This is a genomic window from Stenotrophomonas sp. TWI169 (assembly GCF_039674705.1).
GTDB lineage: Bacteria > Pseudomonadota > Gammaproteobacteria > Xanthomonadales > Xanthomonadaceae > Stenotrophomonas > Stenotrophomonas maltophilia_P.
Genome location: NZ_JBDJOB010000025.1, coordinates 11,881 through 34,369, shown reverse-complemented (window position 1 = coordinate 34,369; position 22,489 = coordinate 11,881). Strand labels below are relative to the sequence as shown.

The window sequence follows — 22,489 nt, the reverse complement described above, 5'->3', positions numbered from 1 at the left end:
CATGGACCGGCGCTACCGCTCGCGCGCATCAGCCCTGCGCCTGCAACCATTCCCGGAAGCGTCGTGCAGGCTCACGCTCGGCGCGTGAGCGCAGCCTCGTCAGCCAGTAGCGGCCCAGTTCCAGCGTCGTGGCGAACGGCTGCAGCAGCCGTCCTTCCGCCAGTTCCTGTTCGAACATGCGCAGCGGCAGCAGGGCCACGCCGGCCCCTCCGGCAGCGGCCATGGCCAAGGTCAGCGACGAATCGAATACCGGCCCGCGCGCCTCCACGCCGCTGACCCCGGCCGCCTGCAGCCAGCGCGGCCATTCGTCATTGCGATAGGAGCGCAGCAGCGGCAGCGTGCCCAGATCACGCGGCTGTTTCAGCCGGCGTGCCAGGGCGGGGGCGCACAGCGGTGCGAACGGCGCATCCAGGATCGCCGTGCAGGCCTGCCCCTGCCAGTCGCCCTCACCGAAGCGGATGGCCAGGTCCAGGCCTTCGCCGGCAAGATCGATGCGGTTGTTGTGCGTCTGCACGCGAAGCTCGATATCCGGATGCGTGGCCTCGAACGCGGCCAGGCGTGGCAGCAGCCAGCCGGTGGCGAAGGTGCCCACCACGCCCAGCGTCAGCACTTCGCGGGCCGCTCCCCCCGTGTAGCGCGCGATGCTGGCCGAGATGCGCTCGAACGCTTCGTTGAGCACCGGGAACAGCGCGGCGCCTTCATCGGTCAGGGCGACGCCGCGAGGCAGGCGATGGAACAGGCGGATCCCCAGCCGGTCCTCCAGGCCCCGGATCTGATGGCTCAACGCGGCCTGGCTGACGCACAGCTCAAGCGCGGCGCGGGTGAAGTTCTGGTGGCGGGCCGCTGCTTCGAAGGCGCGCAGGGCGTTGAGCGGCAGAGTCGGATGCAGCATCGGAAAGCCGTGAGCTGAAATGATGACTGATCGTAGCGGGATCCGGATGGTTCGTGGAATCTCCGTTGAATGCCCTTCTTAGGCATGAATGAAATTGATGGCACGTGCTGAAAAAACGCGCTGGTCAGGCGCGGCGGGGGCTTTCGATAATCGGGTTCACTTCCCGGAGGTCCTGCATGTTGCCCCGTCGACGATTCCTTCAGTTCAGTACTTCAGCAGTGGTGTCTTCACTGGCTCTGCCGCTGATCGCCCGTGCTGCCGGCAGGGGCGTTGGCACGTCGGCGGCGGCCGGCGCGATCGCCGCCGCCACGGACTTTGCCGCCCTGGAAAAGGCCTGCGCGGGCCGGCTTGGCGTGACCGTGCTGGATACCGCCAGCGGTCGCCGCATCGGCCATCGCCAGGATGAGCGGTTCCCGCTGTGCAGCACGTTCAAGACGGTGCTGGCGGCCACGGTGCTGGACCAGTCACGGCGCGTGCCCGGGCTGCTGGACAGGCGCGTGCCGGTGCGCGAGGCCGACCTGCTTTCGCATGCGCCGGTGGCGCGCCGCCACGCCGGCAAGGATCTGACCGTACGCGACCTGTGCCGGGCAACGATCATCACCAGCGACAACACGGCGGCCAATCTGTTGTTCGACGTGGTGGGCGGGCCGCCCGCCGTGACGGCCTTCCTGCGCGCTCAGGGCGACAGCGTGACCCGCAGCGATCGTCTCGAGCCGGAACTGAACAGCTTCGCCGAGGGTGATCCACGTGACACCACGACGCCGGCGGCGATGGCCGCGACCCTGCAGCGGCTGGTGCTGGGCGATGCGCTGGCGCCGGGCGCGCGCCAGCAACTGGCCGACTGGCTGATCGACAACGAAACCGGCGATGCGTGCCTGCGCGCAGGGCTGGGCGCGCGCTGGCGGGTGGGCGACAAGACCGGCAGCAATGGCGAGGATGCACGCAATGACACCGCCGTGTTGTGGCCCATGGGGGGAGGGGCACCCTGGGTGATTACGGCCTACCTGCAGGCTGCGGACATCAGCAACGATCAACGCGCCAGCGTCCTGGCGCAGGTTGGACGCATCGCGGACAGGCTGATCGGCTGACGCCCGCCCGTCTCCGGGCCGGGCTTGCTCCGAGGGTCGTGCGCGCGCATCCTGCGCGCGTTCGAAACCACACGGAAGTCCCCCATGAGTCATGAGTTGATCTACCTGCTGCTGATCTTCGCGCTGCTGGTGATCCCGCGCGCGCTGCAGCGCTTCAGCCTGCCCGCACCGCTCACCTGCCTGCTGTTCGGGATCATCGGCATGCTCTGGCTCGGGGACCAGGCGCACGACGCGGTGATCGGGCTGCTGGCCACGCTCGGCATCTCGTCCCTGTTCCTGTTCGCAGGTCTGGAGGTCGATCTGCAGGCGTTGCGCCGTGGCATGTGGCCCCTGCTGGCGCATCTTGTGGTGCGCAGCGCCACCCTGTTCGGCGTCGGCTGGCTGGCCTGGCGCTACGCCGGCCTGCCGTGGCAGGCCGCGGGCCTGCTGGCCCTGGCGCTGCTGACGCCCTCCACGGGTTTCATCATGGATTCGCTGTCGCGGCTGGGTCTGAGCGAGGACGAGCGGTTCTGGGTGACCAGCAAGGCCATCGCCGGTGAGCTGCTGGCGCTGGCGGCACTGTTCATCGTGCTGCAGGCCGGCGATCCCGGTCACATGGCCCTGTCCAGCCTGGCCCTGCTGGCGATGATGGTCGGCCTGCCGCTGCTGTTCATCGCGCTGGGTCGCTGGGTGGCGCCGCACGCGCCCGGTTCGGAGTTCTCGCTGCTGGTCATGGTCGGCATGGTCGCTGCCTACATCACCTACCTGCTGGGGGTGTATTACCTGGTGGGCGCCTTCATCGCAGGCCTGGTCGCACGGCTTCTGCACCAGCGCATGCCGCTGCTGGCCTCGCACGAGAACCTGCATGCACTGCGGCTGTTCGCATCGTTCTTCGTGCCGTTCTACTTCTTCAATGCCGGCACCAAGGTTCCCGCCGAGGCATTGAGCTTCGAAGCGCTGGGGCTGGGCATCGTGATCACCCTGGTGGTGCTGCCGCTGCGTATCGGCGTGGTCTGGCTGCAGCGCCGGCTGATGTTCGGTGAGAGTTTCCGCAGCAGTCTGCGCGTGTCGCTGGCGCTGGCGCCGACGCTGATCTTCACCCTGGTCCTGGCCGCGATCATGCGTGAGCGGTTCCAGATTCCGGCGGTGCTGTTCGGCGCATTGCTGCTGTACGCGGCGCTGACCACCCTGCTGCCCTCGCTGGTGTTCCGCACGCCCTTCGATGTCGACCCGGTCGAGCAGGAGCCGGACGGGGCGGGCGAGGCCGCACCCGTGGCGGCAACCGAGACCCTGGCGGAGGGCGTGGACACGGGGCGTTGAACGGATGAGTGGTTTGCGCAGGCCGGCCATGGTCGTTAGGGTTGGGGTATGAAACTGCCTGCCCTCGTCACTGCTTCTGCCGCCCTGCTCACGCTCGCAGCCTGCTCACAGCCCTCGCATACGGTCGCCCACGACGTGGCGACGGCCCCGGCCGACGCCTTCATGGCTGCGATCGCCGCCCACTGCGGCCAGGCGTACGAGGGCAAAGTGGTGGAGGACACGCCGGCACCGACCGGCAAGGACCCCTTCGCCGGGCAGCGGCTGGTCATGCACGTGCGGGGCTGTGCCGATCCCGGGCATGAGCTGCGCATCCCCTTCCATGTCGGCGATGATCATTCGCGGACCTGGGTCCTGACCCGCACCGAGAGCGGGCTGCGGCTCAAGCACGATCACCGGCATGCCGACGGCAGCCCTGATGCGATCACCCTGTATGGCGGCGACAGCCGTCCGCCGGGTACCGCCGAACGCCAGCAGTTCCCGGCCGATGCCGATTCGGTGGCCATGTTCCGCCGCGCCGACATGCTGGCGTCCACCCACAACGTGTGGGCGATGGAGATCGAGCCGGACCAGCGCTTCGTCTACGAGCTGACCCGTCCCGAAGGCCGCCGCTTCCGCGTGCAGTTCGACCTGAGCAAGCCGGTGGCGTTGCCGCCGGCACCGTGGGGCGACGAGGCCCCGCCGGCAACCGCACCGTAGCGCTCGAATCGGGCCTGACAGTGCCGGGCGATCCCCGGCGAGCGCGGCGGCGGCGATGCCGCCGCACGCCCGCAGGTTCGTTCGCTCAGCGCGTGCCGAAGCGGGCCCGGCAGCCGTTGCTCACCCAGACCTGGCCCCGCGAATAGCCCCAGCTGCGGCCCTCCTGACAGGCGCTGCCCGACAGCTGCTGCTGCAGCACGGGCCGGCCCTGGCGCTCGTCCCAGTCACAGTTCTGGGTGCGGTTGTTGTTGCTGCTGCAGGTAATGGAGTAATTGCTGTTGCCGCCGCCGCCCCAGCCGCCGTTGCCGCCGCCCCAGCCTCCGCGGGCTTCAGCGAACTCGGCGCGGCAGCCATTGCTGACCCACACCGCGCCATTGCGCACGCCCCAGGTGCGGCCTTCCTGGCAGGGACTGCCGGACAACTGGCGGACTAGGCGGGCATTGCGCCATCCGACCGGACAGCTGCGTTCACGGTTGTTCTGGCTTTCGCAGCGGATGGTGTCGCCGTTGTTGCCCCCCCAGCCGCCATTGCCACCGCCCCAACCGCCGCGACCCTCGACGAATTCGGCACGGCAGCCGTTGTTGACCCAGATGCTGCCGTTGCGGCTGCCCCAGGTACGGCCTTCCTGGCAGGCCGAGCCGGACAGCTGGCGTACCAGCTGCGCGCTGCGCCAGCCGGTAGTGCAGACCCGTTCGCGGTTGTTCTGGCTTTCGCAGCGGATGACGCCGTTCTGCGCGGCGGCGGGGGCGGGGGAGAGGGTGAGCCCGGCGAGGGCGCCCAGGCTGAGGGTGACGGCCAGGCTGGCCAGGGACAGCGTTTTCATGGCGAATCCCCATACGGTGTGTGGTGCGCGACTATAAGGACGGAACGGATAAAGCCCGTGTGACTGCCCCGCATTTGCCCCGGCCGGGGCCTCGGCCGCAGAATACGGGGCTTTCCGGCCCCATCGGGTGCCGGCGTTCTCCAGCGGAGCTTTCCCCCATGCGTACCCACTTCTGCGGCCTGGTCGACGAGACCCTGATTGGCCAGACTGTCACCCTCGCCGGCTGGACCGACGTGGCCCGTAACCAGGGCGGCGTCTGCTTCATCGATCTGCGCGATCATGAAGGCATCGTGCAGGTGACGGTCGAGGTCGACAACGCCGAAGTGTTCGCGGTCGCGGCCAGCCTGGGCTACGAGGATGTGCTGCAGGTGGAAGGCGTGGTGCGTGCCCGCCACGCGGTGAACGACAAGATGGCGACCGGCAGAGTGGAAGTGATCGCCACGGCCATTACCGTGCTGAACAAGGCGGCGCCGCTGCCGTTCCACGCTCACGAGAATCCGGGCGAAGATACCCGCCTGAAGTACCGCTACCTGGACCTGCGCCGCCCGGAAATGCAGCGCATGCAGCGCACCCGCATCAAGCTGGTGCAGGCGCTGCGCCGTCACCTGGATGCGCGTGGCTTCCAGGACATCGAAACCCCGATCCTGACCAAGGCCACCCCGGAGGGCGCGCGCGACTTCCTGGTGCCGGCGCGCATGCATCCGGGCGAGTTCTACGCTCTGCCGCAAAGCCCGCAGCTGTTCAAGCAGATTCTGATGGTGGCCGGCTTCGACCGTTACTACCAGATCGCGCGCTGCTTCCGCGATGAAGCGCTGCGTGCCGACCGCCAGCTGGAATTCACCCAGCTGGACATGGAGTTCGCCTTCGTGCGCGAGCGCGACGTGCAGGATTTCGTCGAAGAGATGATCCGCGCCATCTTCAAGGAAGTGGTGGACGTCGACCTGGATGCCAGCTTCCCGCGCATGACCTGGGCCGAAGCGATGCGCCGCTATGGGTCGGACAAGCCGGACCTGCGCATCGCGCTGGAACTGGTGGACGTGGCCGAGCTGGTCAAGGGCAGTGAGTTCCCGGTGTTCACCGGCCCGGCCAACGACGCCGATGGCCGCGTCGCCGCGCTGCGCATCCCCGGTGGCGCAGCGTTGAGCCGCAAGCAGATCGATGAGTACGCTGCGCACGCCGCCAAGTACGGCGCCAAGGGCCTGGCCTACATCAAGATCGCCGACAACGGCGAGGTCAGCTCGCCGATCCAGAAGTTCTTCAGCGAAGACGCCTTCGCCGCGCTGGTTGCCCACGTCGGCGCCGGGAAGGGTGACATCGTGTTCTTCGGTGCCGGTGGCTATAACAAGGTCTCCGACTTCATGGGCGCACTGCGCCTGAAGGCCGGCAAGGACTTCGGGTTGGTCGCCGATGGCTGGCGCCCGTTGTGGGTCACCGATTTCCCGATGTTCGAATGGGACGACGAGGCGCAGCGCTATGTCGCCCTGCATCACCCCTTCACCGCACCGGCCGTGGACGATATCGCCGACCTGCGCGCCAATGCCCGTACTGCGGTCTCGCGCGGCTACGACATGGTGCTCAACGGCAATGAAATCGGCGGCGGCTCGATCCGTATCCATCGCCCGGACATGCAGAGCGCGGTATTCGAGCTGCTCGGCATCGGCGCCGAAGAAGCGCGTGCGAAGTTCGGTTTCCTGCTCGACGCGCTGAACTACGGCGCGCCGCCGCACGGCGGCATCGCATTCGGCATCGACCGCATCGCCGCGCTGATGGCCGGTACCGAGTCGATCCGCGACGTCATCCCGTTCCCGAAGACCACCGGTGCACAGGATCTGATGACCGACGCGCCGTCGCCGATCGTCGACGAGCAGCTGGCCGAAGTGCACATCCAGGTTCGCCCCAAGAAAAACTGATCAGGAGATCCAGGCAATGACCGAGTTTGCGTTTTCGCTGGAGTGGGAAAAGCTGGGCAATGAAGGCTCCGAGGCCAACCTGGTCACCGAGCGGGCACGCGTGTTCGGTGGTTGGCTGGTCCGCGTCGGTACCAACCCGGCGGCGATGGCCCTGACCTTCGTCGCCGACGGCGAAGGCCGCTGGGACGGTGAAGACTTCGGCGTCGAGGATTACGAAGACGACGAAGAGGAAGAAGAGTACGACGAGGACGAGGAAGGCGAAGAAGAGGACGAGGACGAAGAGGAGTACGAGGAAGAGGACGAGGAAGACGAAGACGCGGAATCGCCTGAAAAGGCTTGACCCGCCCTTCGCGCTGACGTCAACTTCCTGCATGTACTCGATTCGCCGCGCCACCGTGGACGACGCGCCGACCTTGTCGGCGCTGGCCGCACGCACGTTCACCGAGACTTTCGGCCACCTGTATCCGCCGCAGGACCTGCAGGCTTTCCTGCAGGAGTCCTACACGGTCGAGCGCCAGCGCACGATCCTGGCTCACCCGGATTACGCCGTGTGGTTGCTGGAGCGGGAAGGGGAGGCGGTCGGTCATGCCGCCGCCGGCCCCTGTGGCCTGCCCCATCCGGACGTGAAAGCGGGGGATGGCGAGCTCAAGCGCCTGTATCTGATCAAGTCGCAGCAGAGTTGTGGCTGGGGCAGCCGCCTGCTGGAAACCGCTCTGGCGTGGCTGGAGCGCGACGGCCCGAGGACACTGTGGCTGGGCGTGTGGTCGGAGAACTTCGGCGCACAGCGCTTCTACGCCCGTTACGGCTTCGAGAAGGCCGGGCAGTACCTGTTCCCGGTCGGCCAGACCAACGATCTGGAGTTCATCCTGCGCCGCGCGCCGCGAACGGCCTGAGCGCGTTCACCGCCGCTTTCTGCCGGCCTGTGTTCAATCACCTCACGTTTTCGCCCCGCTGATCGCCAGGCTGTTGCACATGACACCCCCCGTACTGCTGCTCCATGGCATCTGGAACGCCCGCGCCTGGGTAGGGCCGCTGGCGTGGCGCCTGCGCGCGCGCGGGTTCCGGGTGCAGACCTTTGGCTATTCCTCCGTGTTCGGCGGCCCGGATGTAGCGGTCCCTCAGCTGTTGGAGCGTCTGGCCGATGCCGGACCGCTGTCGCTGGTCGGCCACAGCCTTGGCGGGCTGCTGGCGCTGGAGGCACTGCGCCGGCAACCGCAGCTGCAGGTACAGCGCGTGGTCTGCCTTGGCTCGCCGCTGCGCGGCAGCGGTACCGCGCGTTCGCTGTCCGAGCATGGCTGGGGCCTGGCCTTGGGCCGCAGCAGCGAACTGCTGCTTGACGGCCTGCCCGACTGGCAGGGCACGGCCGCGGTCGGCCTGATCGCCGGTTCGGTGCCGCATGGGCTGGGCAGCCTGCTCGGCGCGATCGACGATGCCTCCGACGGCACGGTGGCGCTGGCGGAAACCCGCCTGCCGGGTCTGGCCGATCATTGCGTAGTGCGTACCAGCCACAGTGGCCTGGTGGTTTCGCCCGATGCGGCACGGCAGACCGCGCACTTCCTGCGCCACGGCCGGTTCGATCACAGCCGCGACGCTGCGGCCGCGTAGGCGCCCGGTCGATGCGCACCGTCCGCCGGGCATGGCCCGGCGCTACCCCGGCAACGATCCTGCGGCGCTTTCCCCGGTAGCGCCGTGCCATGCCCGGCGAGCGCAGCGGCGTCCATCCGCCCTAGACACGGTTGCAGCGCCCGATCAGGTAGAATCCGCGCCTTGATCCTGAAGCAGCCAGACGGTAGCACCCATGGGTAGAGGCCCCTCCATCGAAGCCCGCAAGAACGCGTCCGACGCGAAGCGCGGCAAGATTTTCACCAAGATCATCCGCGAGATCGGCGTGGCCGCGCGCGGCGGTGGAGGCGACCCCAACAACAACCCGCGCCTGCGCGTGGCGATGGACAAGGGCCTCGCCGTGAACATGTCCAAGGACGTGATCGAACGTGCGATCAAGAAGGCCACCGGTGAGCTGGAAGGCGTCGACTACGAGGAAGTGCGCTACGAGGGCTATGCGCCCGGCGGTGTGGCGGTGATCGTCGATTGCCTGACGGACAACCGCGTGCGCACCGTGGCCGATGTCCGCCACGCGTTCAGCAAATGCGGCGGCAACATGGGTACCGAGGGCTCGGTGGCCTTCATGTTCAAGCGCCTGGGCGTGCTCAGCTTTGCCCCGGGTGCCGACGAGGAGGCGATCACCGAAGCGGCCATCGAGGCGGGCGCCGATGACATCGTCGTCTATCCGGACGATGGCTCGATCGACGTGGTCACCAGCCCTGACGCATTCAACGCCGTAAAGGAGGCGATGACTGCCGCAGGGCATCTCGCCGACCACGCCGAGATCACCTTCCGCGCCGACAACGACATCAAGGTCGAGGGCGAGGTCGCCCTGCAGGTCCGCAAGCTGCTGGACATGCTTGAAGACCTGGACGACGTGCAGGACGTGTATTCGAACGCCGAACTCGGCGCCGACGCCTACGCCTGAGCCGTCACCGACGGCCTGGGCGCGGGCCGTTGAACGGTCACCGCGGACAGTCATGAGCCCATACGCCTGCCAGCGCTTCCCGTTCCGCCCCGCCAGGAGCGCGGCATGACCCGCATCCTCGGCATCGACCCCGGTTCACAGCGGACCGGGGTGGGCATCATCGATGTCGATGCCGCAGGGCGCGTCATCCACGTCCATCACCAGCCCCTGGTACTGCTGGGCGCCGACGATTTCCCGCAGCGGATGAAGCTGCTGGTGCTGGGCCTGGCCGACCTGTGCCGCGAGTACCAGCCGCAGGAAGTGGCGATCGAGCGCGTGTTCATGGCGCGCAACCCCGATTCGGCGCTGAAGCTGGGCCAGGCCCGCGGCGCAGCCATTTCGGCCGTGGTGCTGCGCGACCTGCCGGTGCACGAATACGCCGCCAGCGAGATCAAGCTGGCCGTGGTCGGCCGTGGTGGCGCGGAAAAGCAACAGGTTCAACACATGGTCGGGCTCATGCTCAACCTGAAAACCAAGCTGCAGGCCGACGCGGCCGACGCGTTGGCGGTAGCGATCACCCACGCCCACGTAAGGGCGACGGCCAACCGCCTGGGGCTCAGCGCCCGCCAGGCGTGGGGTCGCAAATGAGGAGCTGCACGCAATGATCGGTCGACTGCGCGGCATCGTCGCCTACAAGGCGCCGCCGTGGCTGGTGGTGGACGTGAATGGAGTGGGCTACGAACTGGAGGCGCCGATGAGCACCTTCTACGACCTGCCCGAGCTCGGACGCGAGGTCACGCTGTACACCCATTACGCGCAGAAGGAAGACAGCGTCTCGCTGTACGGCTTCCTGCGCGAAGGCGAGCGTCGTCTGTTCCGCGATGTGCAGAAGGTCAGCGGCATCGGCGCGAAGATCGCGCTGGCCGTGCTGTCCGCTGTCAGCGTCGAGGAATTCGCGCGCATGGTGCAGGCGGGCGACATCACCGCACTGACCCGCATCCCGGGCATCGGCAAGAAGACCGCCGAGCGCATGGTGCTGGAGCTGCGCGACCGTGCGGCCCAGTTCGGTGCCGGCGGGGCGCTGCCGACCGGCAGCGGTCCGGCCCCGGCCGACCCGCTGTCCGATGCCACCGTGGCGCTGCAGCAGCTGGGCTACAAGCCGGCTGAAGCGGCCCGCATGGCCCGTGATGCCTTCAACGAAGGCGACGAAGTGGCCACGGTCATCCGCAAGGCCCTGCAGTCGGCGCTGCGCTGAGCCGCGTCCTTTCCCTCCCCCCATCGCCTGAGCTTCGCCAGGAGTCCCATGTCCAGCAGTCAAACCCCGCACGCAGCCGCCCCTGGCGGACACGGTCACGCGCCCCCGGCCGGGGGACTGGCGCTGGTCATCGGTGCGATCGGTGTGGTCTTCGGTGACATCGGTACCAGCCCGCTGTACACCCTGAAGGAGGCGTTCTCGCCGCACTACGGGCTCAACAGCGACCACGACACCGTGCTCGGCGTGCTGTCGCTGGCGTTCTGGGCGCTGAACATCGTGGTCACCCTGAAGTACGTGACCATCATCATGCGCGCCGACAACGATGGCGAGGGCGGCATCATGGCGTTGATGGCGCTGACCCAGCGTACGCTGCGCAACGGCTCACGCTCGGCCTACGTGGTGGGCATCCTGGGCATCTTCGGTGCGTCGCTGTTCTTCGGTGATGGCGTGATCACCCCTGCGATCTCGGTGCTTGGTGCCGTCGAGGGCCTGGAGGTGGCCGCACCAGGCCTGCACGCGTTCATCGTGCCGATCACCGTGGTGGTCCTGCTGATGGTGTTCGCCGCGCAGCGTTTCGGCACAGAGAAGATCGGTAAGGCGTTCGGCCCGATCACCTCGGTGTGGTTCATTTCGCTGGCGGCGATCGGCATCTACAACATCATCGATTCGCCGGAAGTGCTGAAGGCGTTCAACCCGTGGTGGGCGATCCGCTTCTTCATGGAGCACAGCTGGCACGGCATCTTCATCCTTGGCGCCGTGGTGCTGGCGGTCACCGGTGGCGAGGCCCTGTATGCCGACATGGGCCACTTCGGTGCCAAGCCCATCCGCCATGCCTGGTACTTCTTCGTGCTGCCGTGCCTGGTGCTGAACTATCTGGGGCAGGGCGCGCTGGTGCTGAACCACCCCGAAGCGGTGAAGAATCCCTTCTTCGAAGCGGTCCCCGACTGGGCCCTGTATCCGATGATCATCCTGGCCACGATGGCGGCGGTGATCGCCTCGCAGTCGGTGATCACCGGCGCGTTCTCGGTCTCGCGCCAGGCCATGCAGCTCGGCTACATCCCGCGCATGCGCATCAAGCACACTTCGCACGACACCATCGGCCAGATCTACATCCCGGGCATCAACTGGGGCATCGCGGTGATGGTCATCGGCCTGGTGCTGGCCTTCCGCAGCTCGTCGAACCTGGCTGTGGCCTATGGCATCTCGGTCTCGGCCACCATGCTGATCGATACGCTGCTGCTGGCCCTGGTCGCGCGCTCGCTGTGGCCCAAGGCGCGCCATTGGATCCTGCCGCTGTGCGTGGTGTTCTTCATCATCGACGTCGGCTTCGTCATCGCCAATGGCGCCAAGCTGCTGCAGGGCGCCTGGTTCCCGGTCGTGCTGGGCATCTTCCTGTTCACCATGATGCGCACCTGGCGCCGTGGCCGCGAGCTGCTGCGCGACGAGATCCGCAAGGACGGCATCCGCATCGACACCTTCCTGCCGGGCCTGATGCTGGCGCCGCCGGTGCGCGTGCCGGGTACCGCGGTGTTCCTCACCGCTGACCCGACCGTGGCTCCGCATGCACTGATGCACAACCTCAAGCACAACAAGGTGCTGCACGAGCGCAACGTCTTCCTGCATGTGGAAACCCTGCCCATTCCCTATGCGATGGAGGGGCAGCGGCTGAAGATCGAATCGGTGGGCGACGAGTTCTACCGGGTCTATGTCCGCTTCGGTTTCATGGAGACGCCGGACGTACCGTTGGCGTTGATGCGCTCCTGCGACCACGGCGGGATCTATTTCGATCCGATGGACACCACCTTCTTCGCCAGCCGCGAGACCATCGTCGCCACCGCCAACCGCGGCATGCCGATCTGGCGCGACAAGCTGTTCGCACTGATGCATCGCAATGCTGCGCCGGCCACGGGCTTCTTCCGGATTCCGGGCAATCGTCTGGTTGAGTTGGGCGCACAGGTCGAGATCTGACTGCCGGGGTCGGAGCCCTTTTCCGCAGGAATGGGCTCCGACCCCATGTCGTGAGTCATCCACACTCCCATTCACGCATGGCGTGGATCTACTGTGTCGACCCAGGTCGACACCCACTAGGAACCGGACCCACCCCGCCATTTGCCAGGACGCCCGCTTCGGCTGCTGCTCTGGATGTTGCCGTAGCGTCTGCGGGCGCCGGGCACAGCCCGGCCGAAACCCGCGCTTTTGCCGCATAATCAGCACATGACCGACGACCGCATCATCGGCGCCGGCGCCACCCGCGAGGATGACGCCGCCGACGCCAGCATCCGCCCCAAGCGACTGGCCGATTACCTGGGCCAGGCGCCGGTGCGCGAGCAGCTGGAGATCTACATCGAAGCGGCCAAGGCCCGCGGCGACGCGCTCGACCATGTGCTGATCTTCGGTCCGCCGGGGCTGGGCAAGACCACGCTCAGCCACGTCATCGCCAACGAACTGGGGGTGGCGCTGCGGGTGACGTCCGGTCCGGTGATCGAAAAGGCCGGTGATCTGGCCGCGCTGTTGACCAACCTGCAGCCACACGACGTACTGTTCGTGGACGAGATCCACCGCCTGTCGCCGGTGGTCGAGGAAGTGCTGTACCCGGCGATGGAGGATTTCCAGATCGACATCATGATCGGCGAGGGCCCTGCGGCCCGCTCGATCAAGATCGACCTGCCACCGTTCACGCTGATCGGGGCCACCACCCGCGCCGGCCTGCTGACCGCGCCGCTGCGTGACCGCTTCGGCATCGTCCAGCGGCTGGAGTTCTACAGTGTCGAGGAGTTGACCCGGATCGTACGCCGCTCGGCCACCATCCTGGGGATCGACTGCACCGCCGACGGCGCAGGGGAGATCGCGCGCCGTGCGCGTGGCACCCCGCGCATCGCCAACCGCCTGCTGCGGCGGGTGCGCGACTACGCCCAGGTGAAGGCGGGTGGCCACATCGACGTGGCGGTCGCCCAAGCGGCCATGCAGATGCTCAAGGTCGACCCGGAGGGCTTTGACGAGCTCGACCGGCGCCTGCTCAGGACCCTGGTGGACTACTTCGACGGCGGCCCGGTCGGTATCGAATCGTTGGCCGCCGCGCTGTCCGAAGAGCGCGGAACGCTGGAAGACGTGGTCGAACCCTACCTGATCCAGCAGGGCTTCCTGGTGCGCACCGCGCGCGGCCGCATGGCCACCCACAAGGCGTACCGGCACATGGGGCTGAAGCCGAAGAACCCGCCGCAGGACCTGTTCGCGGAGGTTCCCGATGTCGGTTGAGCCACTATTCAGTTGGCCGACACGCATTTACTGGGAAGATACGGACGCAGGCGGGGTGGTCTACCACGCCCGCTACGTGGCCTTCATGGAACGGGCCCGGACCGAATGGATGCGCGCGCTGGGCTATGGCCAGGAGCGCATGCGCAGCGAGCACGGCATGGTCTTCGCGGTACGTGCCATGCAGATGGACTTCATCCGGCCGGCGCGGCTGGATGACCTCCTGCAGGTGAGTGCCACGCTGGTCCAGCTGAAGAAGGCCAGCATGGTCTTCGATCAGCGGATCGAGCGCGACGGCGAACTGCTGCTGTCGGCGCAGGTCCGCATCGCCGCACTGGACGCGGCCAGTTTCCGCCCGCGTGGCATGGACGACGCCGTCCTTGCCGTGCTGCAACCCTACCTCCACCCCGAATCCGAACACTGAGGAACAACGGATGATCGCAACGCTCCTGGCCCTGCAGGCCACGGTCACCGAGGCACTGCCGGCTGACGTCAGCAACGCCGCGACCCAGACCCTTGCCCAGGCCACCACCGGCGGCGGCATCAACTACCTCGAACTGATGGCCAAGGCCAGCCTGCCGGTGAAGATCATCGTGCTGCTGCTGCTGGTCGGCTCGTTCGTCAGCTGGGTGATCATTTTCCGCAAGGCCCGCGTGTTCAAGCAGGCCACCCGCGAGGCGGACGAGTTCGAGAACCGCTTCTGGTCCGGCGCCGACCTGGGCAAGCTGTACAGCTCGGCCACCGACCGCAGCCGCAACGTGGGCGGCCTGGAGGCGATCTTCGAGGCGGGCTTCCGCGAGTTCACCCGCCTGCGCGACAAGCGCCGGCTGGATGGCCGTGCGCAGCTGGAAGGCGCGCAACGTGCGATGCGCACCACCTACACCCGCGAAGTCGACCAGCTCGAGCGCAATCTGGAACTGCTGGCCAATATCGGCTCGACCGCGCCTTACGTGGGCCTGGTCGGCACCGTGTTCGGCATCATGGTGACCATGCACGACATGATCAGCAGCGGCGCCCAGGCCGGCATCGCCTCGGTCGCCCCGGGCATCTCCGAAGCGCTGTTCGCCACCGCCATCGGCCTGTTCGTGGCAATCCCGGCGGTGTGGGCCTACAACCGCTTCACCACCCGTGTGGAGCGCATGTCGGTGCGTTTCGAGACCTTCGCCGACGAGTTCAGCTCCATCCTGCAGCGCCAGAGCGCTGGCGACGAGTAAGCGCCTGACCCGGGAGTCCAAGCCATGTCCGCTGCCATCGGTCGCCGCAAGCGCCGCAAGCTGAAATCGGAAATCAACGTCGTTCCCTATATCGACGTCATGCTGGTGCTGCTGATCATCTTCATGGTCACCGCGCCGCTGCTCACCCTGAGTTTCGACGTGGACCTGCCGAACTCCAATGCCAAGGCACTGGAGAGCAAGCAGGATCCGGTGATCGTTTCGGTGCGCCAGGACGGCCAGCTGAGCCTGAAGCTGCCCGACGCCAAGGAGCCCACGGCCGTGTCTGCCGAGGAGCTGGAAGGGCGCCTGGCCGGCATCGCCGCACAGGACAAGGGCCTGCGCGTGATCGTCGCCGCCGACCGTGCCGTGGCCTATGAGAAGGTCATCGCGGCGATGGACGTGATCAAGCGCGCGAAAGTGGACAAGGTAGGCCTGGCCACCGATGCACGCTGAGACCCTGCCGCCTCCGCGACAGCAGGAACCGGGCTGGGGCCTGCCCCTGGCGCTGGCCGTGCTGGTGCACCTGCTGGTCGCGCTGGTGTTCATCCTGGCGTGGCTGTGGTCGCCCACGCGCAATACCGATGCCGCTGCCGGTGATCCCTCGGTCGAGGCCAGCCTGGCGCTGTCCGCGTCGGAGGCGGCCGCTGCGCGCCAGGCCCTGCGCCAGTCGGAGAAGCTGGAAGATCTGCCGCCGCCGGTTGCCGAGCCGATTCCGGTGCCCGAGGACACCATTCCACCGCCGCAGCCGATTCCCGAGCCACGTCCGCAGGATGCTCCCACGCCGCAGCAGCAACAGGCGCAGGAGCGTGTCGCCCAGCCCGATACGCAGGACCAGGAGGCGGTGAGCGCACTGGCCATCTCGCAGGAGAAGGCCCGGCAGGAACAGGAAGCCAAGCGCCGCCAGGAGCAGATCGACCTGACCGAGCGCAAGCGCCAGGAAGAAGCCGAGCAGAAGCTGCGCCTGGCCAAGCAGCAGGAAGAAGACGCCAAGAAGAAGCGTGCCGAGCAGGAGCGGCAGGCCGCCGACCAGGCCGAGGCCGAACGGCAGAAGAAGATCGCCGAGATCCGTGCCAGGCGCGAACAGGCGGAGAAGGAAGCCAAGCTGGCCGAGCAGAAGCTGCGCCAGGTCGCCGCCGCACGCAACGCCGCCGGCAGCGCGCCGGCCGGCAACACCGGTGCGGCACAGCCGGCCGCTGGGGGCGGTGGCAACAGCGATGATCTTTCGGCGAAGTACGTCGCGGCGATCCAGGCGAAGGTGCGTGACACCTGGACCCGCCCGGACAGTGTGCCGCTGGGCCAGAAGTGCCAGGTAACCATCACCCAGATTCCGGGTGGCCAGGTATTGCGGGCTGCCGTCAGCGCCAACTGTGCCTACGACGAGGCCGGCAGGCGCTCGATCGAGGCGGCGGTGCTCAATGCGCAGCCCTTGCCGTACCGCGGCTTCGAGTCGGTGTTCAATCGCACGCTCAACCTGACCTTCACTGCTCAGGACTGATCGGCCGCGCGGGCCGGCCTGCGGGTCGCCCCGTCGCGCGGCAGCCGACCGATACGTTAATGGGGCGTGAGAGGACGGGCTGGAACTGACCCGGAATTCACGTACCCTTGGTTCATGATTGCGAAGCGGTTCACCGCCGCTTTGCTATCCCTCGTTCCGGTTTCCCCCTATTGAGCGCTCCATGAAGAAGATGCCTCGTTGGCTTGCCGTGTTTGCGGCCCTGTTGCTGCCCTTCGCTGCCGTCGCGCAGCAGAGGGGACTGGATATCGACATCATCGGTGGCAACGCGTCCGCGCTGCCGATCACCATCGTGCCGATGCCCTACCAGGGCTCGTCGGCCGCACCGCAGACCGATGTCGCCGGTGTGGTCCGCGCCGACCTGGAACGTTCGGGCCAGTTCCGCACCCTGCCCGAAGCGCAGATCGTGGAAAAGCCCGTCCGTGGCGGCGAGATCCAGTTCGCCACCTGGCGCGCGCTGAAGCAGAACTACATCGTCGTCGGCCGCGTGCTGGACGCCGGTGCCGGTGCCTACCGCGTCGAGTACGAACTGTTCGACGTGCCGAAGGGCGAGCGCCTGCTCGGCCTGGCGATGACCGCCCGCGGCAATGCCATGCGCGACGTCGCCCACCAGATGGCCGATGCCATCTACGAGAAGATCACCGGTGTCCGGGGTGCCTTCTGGACGCGCATCGCCTACGTGACCGCCAGCGGCAAGGGCGATGCCATGCGCTATGCGCTGATGGTGGCCGACTCCGATGGCTACAACCCGCAGACCATTGTGCGTTCGGCCGAGCCGCTGCTGTCGCCGTCGTGGAGCCCGGATGGTGGCAAGCTGGCCTACGTCAGCTTCGAGCGCGGCAACTCGGCCATCTACATCCAGAACATCGCCACCGGTGCCCGTGAGCTGGTCACCAGCTTCCGCGGCATCAACAGCGCGCCTGCGTTCTCGCCGGACGGCCGCAAGCTGGCCCTGACCCTGTCGCGCTCCGGCAACCCGGAAATCTACGTGATGGACCTGGGCAGCAAGCAGCTGACCCAGCTGACCAACCACTTCGCCATCGATACCGAGCCGACCTGGGCACCGGACGGCAGCGCGGTGTACTTCACCTCCGACCGCGGCGGCCGTCCGCAGGTCTACAAGGTCGGTGCCGGCGGCGGCAGCGCCGAGCGCGTGACCTTCCAGGGCAACTACAACGCCAAGCCTTCGGTGTCCTACGACGGCAAGAAGATCGCCGTGGCCCAGGGCTCGGGCAACAGCTACAAGATCGCGATGATGGACAGCTCGCTGGGCTCGCCGCGCTGGAGCACCCTGTCCCCGGGTTCGCTGGATGAATCGCCGAGCTTTGCGCCCAACGCAAGCATGGTGCTGTACGCCGCCCGCGAAGGTGGCCGTGGTGTGTTGTATGCCGTTTCGGCCGATGCGCGGGTTCGCCAGCGCCTGGTTCTGGCCGATGGTGATGTGCGCGAGCCGGCATGGTCCCCATACCGTACCCAGCGCTAAAAGAGTGTTAATATTTTCGCTGTCTTGAACCCCTCATCGGCCTAGGAGCCACAAAGGTATCGCCATGAACAAGTCCACCCGTGTTCTGCTTGTTTCCCTGCTGTCTGTGGCCGTCCTGGCCGGTTGCTCGAAGAAGGTGAAGGAAGAGCCGGCAGCCCCGGTCGACACCGGCACCTCGACCACCACCCCGACCGGTCCGTCGACCTCCGGCCTGTACGGCCCGGGCGACCTGGATACCGATGCCTGCCTGCGCCAGCGCGTTGTCTACTTCGACCTGGACAAGGAAGACGTGAAGCCGGAATTCCAGGCCATCATGGCTTGCCACGCCAAGTACCTGCGTGACCGTCCGTCCTCGCGCATCACCCTGCAGGGCCACACCGACGAGCGCGGTTCGCGCGCGTACAACCAGGCCCTGGGCGAGCGTCGTGGCAACGGCGTCAGCTCGGCGCTGCAGGCCAACGGTGGCTCGGCTTCGCAGCTGACCGTCGTGTCCTACGGTGAAGAGCGTCCGGTCTGCACCGAGTCGAACGAGTCCTGCTGGTCGCAGAACCGTCGCGTCGAAATCGTCTACACCGCGCAGTAATCCATGCGCATTGGCATCAAACTGATGCTGGTCGTTGCGGCAGCCCTCGTGGCTGCAGCACCGGCGCATGCACAGCGACAGAGTCTGGCCGATCGTGTCGGCGCGCTCGAGCAGCAGATGTACAACAACAGTGCCAACCAGGACCTGTTGAACCAGATCAACCAGCTGCGGCAGCAGGTGACCAGCCTGCAGGCCTCGATCGAGCAGTTGCAGCACGACAACGCCCAGCTCAAGCAGTCCGCCCAGGATCAGTACCTGGACCTGGACAGCCGCCTGAACCGGTTGGAAGGGGGCAATGCCCCGGTCCTGCCCCCCGTTCCGGCGAACGCGCCGCAGGCCGCACCGGCCCCGGCCAAACCGGCAGCGGCGGCCACTTCCGAGCGGCCGCCGTCCATCCATGGCGATCCCGGCAGTCTGGCCGCCACGGGCGACGAGCGCACCGCCTACAACGTCGCCTTCGATTCGCTCAAGGCCGGCAAGTACGATGATTCGGCGCAGCTGTTCCTGAGCTTCCTGCAGTTGTATCCGAACGGCGTGTACGCGCCGAATGCGCTGTACTGGCTGGGCGAGAGCTACTACGCCACCCGCAATTTCCCGATGGCCGAGACCCAGTTCCGCGAGCTGCTCTCACGCTATCCGACCCATGACAAGGCCGCGGGCGGCCTGCTCAAGGTCGGCCTCTCGCAGTATGGCGAGGGCAAGGTCGATCAGGCCCAGCAGACGCTGGAGACCGTCGTGGCGCAGTACCCCGGCTCGGACGCCGCGCGCACCGCGCAGGACCGCCTGCAGTCGATCCGCCTGGGCCAGCAGATCCGCTGACCGGGCGTACAATACGTGTCCCGTAGCGCCGAGCTCATGCTCGGCTGCTTTCGTTTCCGGATCGGCCAACCCGCCCGGATCCGGTAGCGCCGGGCCATGCCCGGCGGCTCGCATCACCGGCTGGGCCATGCCCGTCCGGTTGCTGTTGTAGAGCCGAGCCATGCTCTGCTGCTTTCGTTACCGGCCACGGTAGCCCACCCGCCACGTGTCCCACAAAGAAGTTCCCGCCATGACCGCCGTTACCCCGTCCAACGCCGTCGCCACCCCCAGCGACATCGTGCAGTCGCCCCTGCCGCGCCTGAAGATCACCGAGATCTTCACGTCGCTGCAGGGCGAAGCCGATACCGCCGGCTGGCCGACCGTGTTCGTGCGCCTGACCGGCTGCCCGCTGCGCTGCCAGTACTGCGACACCGCGTACGCCTTCCACGGCGGCACCTGGTGGGATATCGACGACATCGTGGCCGAAGTGCTGGCCCAGGGCGTGCGTCACGTCTGCGTGACCGGCGGCGAGCCGTTGGCGCAGAAGCGCTGCCTGGTGCTGCTGCAGAAGCTGTGTGACGCCGGCCTGGACGTCTCGCTGGAAACGTCCGGTGCGCTGGACGTCAGCGCGGTGGACCCGCGCGTATCACGCGTGGTCGACATCAAGACCCCGGGTTCGGCCGAGGTGGCGCGCAACCGCTGGGAGAACCTGCCGCTGCTGACTGCACGCGACCAGATCAAGTTCGTCATCTGCAGCCGCGAGGACTACGACTGGGCCAAGGCCCTGCTGGCCGAGCACGAGCTGGTGAAGCGTTGCACGGTGTTCTTCTCGCCCAGCAAGGGGGAGATCACCGCGCGCCAGCTGGCCGACTGGATTGTTGAAGACCGGCTTCCGGTACGCTTCCAGATGCAGCTGCACAAGATTCTGTGGAACGATGAGCCGGGCCGCTGAGGCCACCCTTGTTTCCTGATGCAACTCCGGCGCGGGACAGCGTGCTGGCTTTCCTCCCCCAACCGGAAGATTTTCCATGAAGAAGGCAGTCGTGCTTCTCTCCGGCGGCATGGATTCAGCCGCCGTCATCGCCATGGCCCAGGAACAGGGCTTTGCCGTGCATGCCCTGAGCGTACGCTATGGCCAGCGCCACACCTCCGAACTGGACGCCGCCGCACGCGTGGCCAAGGCCCAGGGCGTGGTCGCGCACAAGACCGTGGATGTGGACCTGCGCAGCATCGGCGGCTCGGCACTGACCGATGACATCGACGTGCCCGAGGCCGGCGGTGCCGGCATTCCGGTCACCTACGTGCCGGCACGCAACACCATCATGCTGTCGCTGGCCCTGGGCTGGGCCGAAGTGCTGGGCGCCAACGACATCTTCTGTGGCGTCAATGCCGTGGATTACTCCGGCTACCCGGACTGCCGCCCCGAATTCATCGCCGCCTTCCAGACCCTGGCCAACCTGGCGACGAAGTCCGGCGTGGAAGGCGCGGGCATCAAGGTGCACGCGCCGCTGCAGTTCCTGAGCAAGGGCCAGATCGTCAGCGAGGGCGTGCGCCTGGGCGTGGACTTCGGCCTGACCGTGTCCTGCTACAACGCCGATGCCAACGGTGCCGCGTGCGGCCACTGCGATGCCTGCCGCCTGCGTGCACAGGGCTTCGCCGACGCCGGCGTGGCCGACCCGACGCTGTACGCCTGAGGTGATGGGGGCTGATGCCTCAATGGTGGGTGCCAACCTTGGTTGGCACTGTGCGCCGGGCATGGCCCGGCGCTACCGCTGCTGCAACCAACCCGAAGCTTCGATGAAGGCCCGCACCCCCTTGGGATCGGCGTAGTCCAGCTCGATCATCCGCGCGATCCCCGCCTTCTCATCGGCCTGCCGGCGCACGTACTCCTGCGCGATGCGATAGCCGGCGTAGTAGCCCACGTCGCTCACGCCGAACGGATTGCGGGCACTGTTGTACAGCCAGTTGTCCAGGTCATCGCCGTCCATCTCGGCGATGAACCGGGTACGTATCTCCGCCTCGTGCAGCGGGCCGTAGTCATAGAGCGGCAGGGCAGGGCGCCTGCCGCTGATGCGCTCGGCGATGTACTCGGCCACACCCTCGCGTACCGCGTACTGCGCCAGATTGCCGGTGGTCTCGCGTTGCTGGGTGTGCACATACTCATGCAGGTTGTTCTGCGCGTTGTTCGCGCCGGGGCGGCTGTCATAGAAGATGCGCAGGCGGCTGCGCATCGGCTCCGGCAGTTCGCTGACATCCACGCGCTCGTCGCCCAGTGCCATCTCCGCACCGATCAGCACCTGGTCGCCCAGCGTGGTGCCGCCGGTACGCAGCACGCCCACCGCATAGGTGATCGTGGCCGGGCGCAGGGCGGAGTAGAGCGTGCGGAAGGCCATGAGATCCTGTTCCAGCGTCGCGCTGGCACTGCGGGCGTTGGCTGTCAGTGGCCTTACCGAGTTCCAGAAGCGCGGCCACGCGCGCATGGCCTCGGCATACTCGCGCGCGGTGTAATTGCGGACCTGCATCAGCGCATGCAGGCCGGGACTGCCCGGGTCGACGTAGCGCTGCTGCACGAGCGCCACCCGGCGCTCGGCATCGGGTTCGGCGCGCACCGCATCGTAGGTGGCCCAGAAGCGGGCGATGTCGTCGCTACGCACCGGGGACGGCGCTGCCAGCGCGGCGCCGGGCAACAGCAGTGCGGCGATCAGGGGCAGGCAGCGGCGCATCCAGGCTCTCCAGTGGGGATCAGGGATGGGATGCGCGGTGCGGGCGGAAGGTTTAAGCCGGTTCAAGCCGGCTGCCCGGGCGCTTGATTGCCCGGGCTGCGGGTATGGGGTTTCGCGTCGCGTGGCAAAGTGGGGTAGAATGCCCACCCCCGCCACGCGGCTGGGGCAGTGCACCGGGCCGTTAGCTCAGTCGGTAGAGCAGAAGACTTTTAATCTTTTGGTCGTAGGTTCGAATCCTACACGGCCCACCATTGCACTCAGAGACTTAGGCGTCCTTCGGGGCGCCTTTTCTTTGGATCGTCCTCCGCCTCAAGGCCAAGGGCAACGCGCTTCATTCTCCATCTGCGCCCCATTCTGCGGCTGCGCGCAGACGTTGCATGGGGCTGACGATTGCGTGTCGCTCACGACTTCACTTTCTGGCTTCGGAACAGCACATAGGCAAGGACAGCGG

At 67.2% G+C, this 22,489-nt stretch carries 24 protein-coding genes and 1 tRNA gene; 22 read left to right on the top strand and 3 right to left on the bottom strand.

The window, feature by feature from the left end; genetic code table 11:
- Positions 1–28: 28 nt before the first annotated feature.
- Positions 29–892, bottom strand: coding sequence for a LysR family transcriptional regulator AmpR (gene ampR, locus ABE543_RS16300; RefSeq protein WP_053519379.1), 864 nt, complete (start codon positions 890–892; stop codon positions 29–31).
- A 176-nt stretch (positions 893–1,068) separates the two neighbouring features.
- On the opposite strand from ampR, the gene blaL2 reads away from it, so the two are divergent.
- The 3 genes from blaL2 (at position 1,069) to ABE543_RS16285 (ending at position 3,975) form a co-directional block, all read left to right on the top strand.
- Positions 1,069–1,980 carry a L2 family extended-spectrum class A beta-lactamase gene (gene blaL2 / locus ABE543_RS16295; protein ID WP_193396486.1) on the top strand — a complete coding sequence of 304 codons (912 nt, stop codon included), beginning with the start codon at positions 1,069–1,071 and terminating at the stop codon, positions 1,978–1,980.
- A gap of 84 nt (positions 1,981–2,064) precedes the next feature.
- Positions 2,065–3,279 (top strand): cation:proton antiporter, encoded by a 1,215-nt coding sequence (locus ABE543_RS16290; protein ID WP_053519375.1) that lies wholly within the window; start codon positions 2,065–2,067, stop codon positions 3,277–3,279.
- Between the two features lie 48 nt (positions 3,280–3,327).
- Entirely contained in the window at positions 3,328–3,975 is a 648-nt protein-coding gene (locus ABE543_RS16285) for a hypothetical protein (protein WP_053519373.1), read from the top strand.
- Between the two features lie 85 nt (positions 3,976–4,060).
- Here the strand turns inward: ABE543_RS16285 and ABE543_RS16280 are convergent, their stop codons facing one another.
- Positions 4,061–4,798: a DUF3011 domain-containing protein gene (locus ABE543_RS16280; protein ID WP_065174757.1), complete on the bottom strand. Its 738-nt coding sequence runs from the start codon at positions 4,796–4,798 to the stop codon at positions 4,061–4,063.
- Positions 4,799–4,956: 158 nt separating this feature from the next.
- Between ABE543_RS16280 and aspS the strand changes: the two genes are divergently transcribed.
- From aspS to queC, 18 genes are all read left to right on the top strand, one after another.
- A complete protein-coding gene (aspS, locus tag ABE543_RS16275; protein ID WP_053519369.1) occupies positions 4,957–6,708 on the top strand; it encodes an aspartate--tRNA ligase in 1,752 nt (583 codons plus the stop codon).
- A gap of 16 nt (positions 6,709–6,724) precedes the next feature.
- Complete coding sequence (locus ABE543_RS16270) at positions 6,725–7,048, top strand: hypothetical protein (protein ID WP_053519367.1); 324 nt, start codon at positions 6,725–6,727, stop codon at positions 7,046–7,048.
- 31 nt (positions 7,049–7,079) lie between these two features.
- Positions 7,080–7,601 carry a GNAT family N-acetyltransferase gene (locus ABE543_RS16265; RefSeq protein WP_065174759.1) on the top strand — a complete coding sequence of 174 codons (522 nt, stop codon included), beginning with the start codon at positions 7,080–7,082 and terminating at the stop codon, positions 7,599–7,601.
- Positions 7,602–7,680: 79 nt separating this feature from the next.
- Positions 7,681–8,313: a thioesterase domain-containing protein gene (locus ABE543_RS16260; RefSeq protein ID WP_053519363.1), complete on the top strand. Its 633-nt coding sequence runs from the start codon at positions 7,681–7,683 to the stop codon at positions 8,311–8,313.
- Positions 8,314–8,506: 193 nt separating this feature from the next.
- Positions 8,507–9,238, top strand: coding sequence for a YebC/PmpR family DNA-binding transcriptional regulator (locus ABE543_RS16255; RefSeq protein WP_053519361.1), 732 nt, complete (start codon positions 8,507–8,509; stop codon positions 9,236–9,238).
- A gap of 105 nt (positions 9,239–9,343) precedes the next feature.
- The gene (gene ruvC, locus ABE543_RS16250) at positions 9,344–9,865 is read left to right on the top strand and encodes a crossover junction endodeoxyribonuclease RuvC (RefSeq protein WP_053519359.1); all 522 of its coding nucleotides are present in this window, start codon (positions 9,344–9,346) and stop codon (positions 9,863–9,865) included.
- A 13-nt stretch (positions 9,866–9,878) separates the two neighbouring features.
- Entirely contained in the window at positions 9,879–10,472 is a 594-nt protein-coding gene (gene ruvA, locus ABE543_RS16245; RefSeq protein WP_053519357.1) for a Holliday junction branch migration protein RuvA, read from the top strand.
- Positions 10,473–10,520: 48 nt separating this feature from the next.
- Positions 10,521–12,440: a potassium transporter Kup gene (locus tag ABE543_RS16240; protein WP_053519356.1), complete on the top strand. Its 1,920-nt coding sequence runs from the start codon at positions 10,521–10,523 to the stop codon at positions 12,438–12,440.
- A 246-nt stretch (positions 12,441–12,686) separates the two neighbouring features.
- On the top strand, positions 12,687–13,727 hold the full coding sequence (gene ruvB / locus ABE543_RS16235) for a Holliday junction branch migration DNA helicase RuvB (RefSeq protein WP_065174760.1): 1,041 nt from the start codon (positions 12,687–12,689) through the stop codon (positions 13,725–13,727).
- Positions 13,717–14,148 (top strand): tol-pal system-associated acyl-CoA thioesterase, encoded by a 432-nt coding sequence (ybgC, locus tag ABE543_RS16230; RefSeq protein ID WP_053520250.1) that lies wholly within the window; start codon positions 13,717–13,719, stop codon positions 14,146–14,148. Before ruvB ends, ybgC begins: the two co-directional genes overlap by 11 nt.
- Before the next feature lie 10 nt (positions 14,149–14,158).
- Complete coding sequence (gene tolQ, locus ABE543_RS16225) at positions 14,159–14,938, top strand: protein TolQ (RefSeq protein ID WP_053520249.1); 780 nt, start codon at positions 14,159–14,161, stop codon at positions 14,936–14,938.
- Positions 14,939–14,962: 24 nt separating this feature from the next.
- Positions 14,963–15,391 carry a protein TolR gene (gene tolR, locus ABE543_RS16220; protein ID WP_053520248.1) on the top strand — a complete coding sequence of 143 codons (429 nt, stop codon included), beginning with the start codon at positions 14,963–14,965 and terminating at the stop codon, positions 15,389–15,391.
- Positions 15,381–16,433 carry a cell envelope integrity protein TolA gene (tolA, locus tag ABE543_RS16215; protein WP_346475899.1) on the top strand — a complete coding sequence of 351 codons (1,053 nt, stop codon included), beginning with the start codon at positions 15,381–15,383 and terminating at the stop codon, positions 16,431–16,433. Before tolR ends, tolA begins: the two co-directional genes overlap by 11 nt.
- 181 nt (positions 16,434–16,614) lie before the next feature.
- Positions 16,615–17,934: a Tol-Pal system beta propeller repeat protein TolB gene (gene tolB, locus ABE543_RS16210; protein ID WP_053520246.1), complete on the top strand. Its 1,320-nt coding sequence runs from the start codon at positions 16,615–16,617 to the stop codon at positions 17,932–17,934.
- Between the two features lie 64 nt (positions 17,935–17,998).
- The gene (gene pal / locus ABE543_RS16205; protein WP_005418510.1) at positions 17,999–18,517 is read left to right on the top strand and encodes a peptidoglycan-associated lipoprotein Pal; all 519 of its coding nucleotides are present in this window, start codon (positions 17,999–18,001) and stop codon (positions 18,515–18,517) included.
- A gap of 3 nt (positions 18,518–18,520) precedes the next feature.
- A complete protein-coding gene (gene ybgF, locus ABE543_RS16200; RefSeq protein WP_053520245.1) occupies positions 18,521–19,336 on the top strand; it encodes a tol-pal system protein YbgF in 816 nt (271 codons plus the stop codon).
- A gap of 229 nt (positions 19,337–19,565) precedes the next feature.
- Positions 19,566–20,267, top strand: coding sequence for a 7-carboxy-7-deazaguanine synthase QueE (queE, locus tag ABE543_RS16195; protein WP_053520244.1), 702 nt, complete (start codon positions 19,566–19,568; stop codon positions 20,265–20,267).
- A gap of 76 nt (positions 20,268–20,343) precedes the next feature.
- Positions 20,344–21,009, top strand: coding sequence for a 7-cyano-7-deazaguanine synthase QueC (gene queC / locus ABE543_RS16190; protein ID WP_053520243.1), 666 nt, complete (start codon positions 20,344–20,346; stop codon positions 21,007–21,009).
- Between the two features lie 72 nt (positions 21,010–21,081).
- Here the strand turns inward: queC and ABE543_RS16185 are convergent, their stop codons facing one another.
- On the bottom strand, positions 21,082–22,038 hold the full coding sequence (locus tag ABE543_RS16185; protein WP_346475898.1) for a hypothetical protein: 957 nt from the start codon (positions 22,036–22,038) through the stop codon (positions 21,082–21,084).
- 175 nt (positions 22,039–22,213) lie between these two features.
- Between ABE543_RS16185 and ABE543_RS16180 the strand changes: the two genes are divergently transcribed.
- Positions 22,214–22,289, top strand: a tRNA-Lys gene (locus tag ABE543_RS16180).
- Positions 22,290–22,489 lie beyond the last annotated feature (200 nt).